At 75.1% G+C, this 4007-nt stretch carries 4 protein-coding genes; all 4 read right to left on the bottom strand.

The window, feature by feature from the left end; genetic code table 11:
• Positions 1-141: 141 nt before the first annotated feature.
• On the bottom strand, positions 142-789 hold the full coding sequence (locus ACFVIM_RS33615) for an ABC transporter ATP-binding protein (protein WP_384309720.1): 648 nt from the start codon (positions 787-789) through the stop codon (positions 142-144).
• Between the two features lie 113 nt (positions 790-902).
• Positions 903-1994: an ABC transporter ATP-binding protein gene (locus ACFVIM_RS33610; protein ID WP_384309725.1), complete on the bottom strand. Its 1092-nt coding sequence runs from the start codon at positions 1992-1994 to the stop codon at positions 903-905.
• A 92-nt stretch (positions 1995-2086) separates the two neighbouring features.
• Complete coding sequence (locus ACFVIM_RS33605) at positions 2087-2998, bottom strand: ABC transporter permease (protein ID WP_384309717.1); 912 nt, start codon at positions 2996-2998, stop codon at positions 2087-2089.
• Complete coding sequence (locus ACFVIM_RS33600; protein ID WP_384309722.1) at positions 2991-3956, bottom strand: ABC transporter permease; 966 nt, start codon at positions 3954-3956, stop codon at positions 2991-2993. Before ACFVIM_RS33600 ends, ACFVIM_RS33605 begins: the two co-directional genes overlap by 8 nt.
• Positions 3957-4007: the final 51 nt, after the last annotated feature.

Raw genomic sequence — 4007 nt, 5'->3', positions numbered from 1 at the left:
CACCTCACGCGGCCGCGTGAGGTGAGCGGACGCGAAGGCGTCACTGTGGTGGCTCGCGGAGAAAGGTAGGGCACGGGTGGCGCCCACGGAACCACCCGCGCGGACCAGCTCGCGGGCGCGCGGCGGGTGGGACCGGGCCCGTCAGGTGGGCCAGTGGAGGGTGCGGTCGCACCAGCGGTCGAGCAGGACCGTGTCATGGCCCACGGCGAGCAGTCCCGCGCCCGACGCCCGCCGGTACTCCTCCACCACCGCCACCAGCGCCGCCGTCGTGGAGGCGTCCAGCATCGCCGTCATCTCGTCGCAGACCAGCCAGCGCGGCCGCAGCACCAGGGCCCGTGCGAGACAGGCGCGCTGGAGCTGGCCGTCGCTGACCTCGTGCGGGCGCCGGGTGAGGAGGTCGTCCCCGAGGCCGACCCGGGCCGCGAGTTCACCCACCCGGGCGGGAGCCTCCTCCCGGCGGCCGGTGGCGCGCAGTGGCTCGGCGATCAGATCGCGCAGGCTGAGCCGGGGGTCGGCGGAGAGCCTCGGCTGCTGGAAGACGACGCCGATGGCGGTGCGCTGGTCCCGGGGCGCGCGGTGGCGCCAGCCCCGTACGGTCGCGCCGTCGAGGACGACCCGCCCGCCGTAGGGGCGGTGCAGCAGCGCGGCGACCTTGGCGAGGGTCGACTTGCCGCAGCCGCTGGGGCCGAGGAGCCCGACGGCCTCACCGGGGGTGATGGTCAGCGAGACACCGCGGACGACCGGCGCGGAGCGGTCGTATCCCGCGGTGATCGAGTCGAGTTCAAGCACGGTGGCTCTCCTGGCGTGCGCGGGGGGATGGACGGCACGGGCCGGGCCGCGGGGGCCACCGCCGGGCGGGGGCGCGGCTCCCCGGCTCCGTACCGCCGCCGCGCCGCGCGTGCTCAGTCATCGGCGGACGGGCGGGGGTGGTGGCAGGCGACGCCCCCGGTTAGGTCCTGTCCGGGTGGTCTTCGAGGATCAGCCCGCGGCGTCAGATGCGGTGCATCGCAAGGCGGAGGGTCGTCCTCGTACTGGGTGTACTCGGGCGATTCCGACAACGCAGCGAGGTGCCGTAGCTGTCGTCGCGGGCCCGACAAGATCGCCCGGACAGGGCCTAGCGCGGGCAGGGTGGCGCAGCGGGCGGTGGCGTGGGCGCAGCGGGCGGCGAAGGCGCAGCCGTCGGGGAGGGCGTCGAGTTCCGGTGGCATTCCGGGGATGGGGGTGAAGTCGCGTTCGGGGAGGGCGGCGAGCAGCCCCCGGGCGTAGGGGTGGCGCGGCCCGGGTTCGCCGAAGAAGGCGTCGGCGGTGGCGATCTCGACGATCCGGCCCGCGTACATCACGGCGACGCGGTCGGCGATCCGCCGGGCGGCCGCCAGATCGTGGGTGATCATCAGCAGGGCCCGTCCGTCGGCGGCGCCCACGCCACCGTCGGCGCCGTTGATGTGGTGGCGCAGTTCGTCGACCGTGCGGTGCACGAGGTCGCGGTCGAGCCCGGTGGTGGGCTCGTCGGCGAGGAGGAGCGGCGCGTCGCCGATGAGCGCGAGCGCGGTGGCGGCGCGCTGGGCGAGGCCGCCGGAGAGCTCATGGGGGTAGCGGTCGAGGTGGTCGGCGGGGAAGGCGGCGCGTTCGGCGGCCGCGACGGTGGCGGCGCGCCGTTCCCGCCGGGGTGTGCCCACCAGTTCCCTGAGGGTCTCCTCGATCTGGGCGCCGACGGTCCGTACGGGGGTGAGGTGCGCGGCGGGGCTCTGCGGTACGAGGCCGACGCGGCGCCCCCGTACCGTACGGGCGAGGACGCGTTCGTCGGCGCCGAGGAGTTCGACCCCGGCGACGGTCGCGGTGCCGGAGGTCTGGGCGTTGCCGGGGAGCAGTCCGAGCAGGGCGGAGGCGAGGACGGACTTGCCGCAGCCGCTCTCGCCGACGAGCGCCAGGCACTCCCCCGCCGCCAGGTCGAAGCTGGCGGCGGTGACGGCGGCGACCTGACGTCCGCCGCGCATCCGGAACCGTACGGAGAGATCGCGCACGGCCAGCACGGGACCGGCCACGGGCAGGGAGGGGGAGGTCGCGGAGGTGGCGGGATGGACGGCGCTCACAGCATCAGCTCCGATTTCCGGCGCGGGTTGAGCCGCTCCCGCCACACACCCGCGAGTCCGGCGATGGCGAGCGTGGGGACGATCAGGAAGAGACCCGGGAAGAGGGTGGGCCACCAGTCCCCGGCGAGCAGCGAGCCCCGGGCGCTCTGCACCAGGTTGCCGAGGCTGGCCTGGTGGGTGGGCAGGCCCAGGCCGAGGAAGGAGAGCGCCGACTCGTGCCACATGGCGTGCGGCACCATCAGCACGGCGGCGAGTCCGGCCTGGGGCAGGACACCGGGCAGCAGATGCCGGACGGTGACCCGCCACCGCCCGGCGCCGCCGGAGATGGCCGCGTCGACATAGGGGCGGGAGCGCAGCGAGAGCACCTCGGAGCGGACGATCCGGGCGGTGGAGAGCCAGTGGGTGAGCGCGACGGAGGCGATCACCGGCCAGACCCCGGGCCGGAACATGGCCACGACGAAGATGCCGAGCAGCAGGTGCGGCACGGAGGAGAAGGTGTCCACCAGCCGCATCACGATCCGGTCGGCCCAGCCGCCGAAGGCGGCGGCCGCCGCGCCGACGAGGGTGCCGACGACGGTGGCGACGAGGGCCGCGACCAGCCCCACCAGCAGGGAGATCCGCAGTCCGTAGACACAGCGGAGCAGCAGGTCGCGTCCGACGTCATCGGTGCCGAAGGGGTGTACCCAGGACGGCGGCTGGAGCTTCTGGGAGAGGTCGACGGCGGTCTCGTCGAGCTGGACGAGCGGCGGCACGATCAGGACGGCGAGGACGACGGCGGCGGTGAGGACGGCGGAGACGGTCAGCCGGACGGTGCGGGTGGAGCGGCGGGTGCGCCCGTGGGAGCGCCAGACGGGCCCGGCCGTTCCCGTGCGGGGGTCCGTGGTCGCCTGGGTCAGCGGGTCAGCCATCGAAGCCCACTCTCGGGTCGGCCAGTCCGTACAGCAGGTCGGAGAGGAGGTTTCCGGCGAGGACGGCGGCGGTCGCCAGCACGGTCAGCGCGGCGAGCAGCGCGAAGTCGGCGGAGGTCGCGGCCTCCACCGTGGCGGCGGCGATCCCGGGCCAGCTGAAGACGGTCTCCACCAGCAGCGCTCCGGTGATCAGCTCGGGCACGCGGGAGCCGACGAGGGTGAGCATGGGCAGCATGCCCGAGCGCAGGGCGTGGCCGAGCAGCACGGTCCGTTCGCTCAGCCCGCGGGCGCGGGCGCCGCGTACGGCGTCCTCCTCCAGCGCGTCGGCGACGCCATGGCGGACATAGAGGAAGAACCAGGGCGTCTGGGAGATGCCGAGGACGGCGGCGGGCAGCACGAGATGGCTGGCGACCTGGCCGAAGGTGACCACGTCGCTGCCGGTGTCGGTGAGGCCGCCGGAGGGCAGGACGCCGAGCTTGAGCGCGAAGAGCCAGATGGCGAGGAGGCCCAGCCAGAACGCGGGCGCGGCCTCCAGGGTGTAGGCGACGGCGCTGACCGAGCGGTCGAGCCAGCCGCCGCGGCGGCGCCCGGCGAGCACCCCGAGCGCGGTGCCCAGCACGATGGCGAGGGCGAAGGCGCTGGTGGCGAGCAGCACCGACCAGCCGAGGCGTTCGGTGATGACGTCGGCGACGGGCTGGCGCATCACGGTGGAGTCGCCGAGGTCGCCGGTGAGCGCCCCGGTCAGCCACTGCCACCAGCGGCTGACCAGGGGCTGGTCGGCGCCGAGGTTGGCCCGGATCTGGTCGAGGTTCTCCTGGGAGGCGGTGAGCCCCGCCGTGCCGGTGTAGGCCCGGACGGGGTCGAAGGGGGAGGCGTCGGCGGTGGCGAAGACGCCGAAGGTCACCACCAGCAGCACGGGGACGGCGAGGAGGAGGCGGCGGGCGGCCATCCGCGCCATGGACCCCCAGGGCGGGCGGCGGCCCGCACGGGTCGCCGCCCGCCCCCCGCT

This window comes from Streptomyces sp. NPDC057638, from assembly GCF_042800315.1.
Taxonomy (GTDB): domain Bacteria; phylum Actinomycetota; class Actinomycetes; order Streptomycetales; family Streptomycetaceae; genus Streptomyces.
This window is presented reverse-complemented; position numbering and strand designations above follow the sequence as displayed.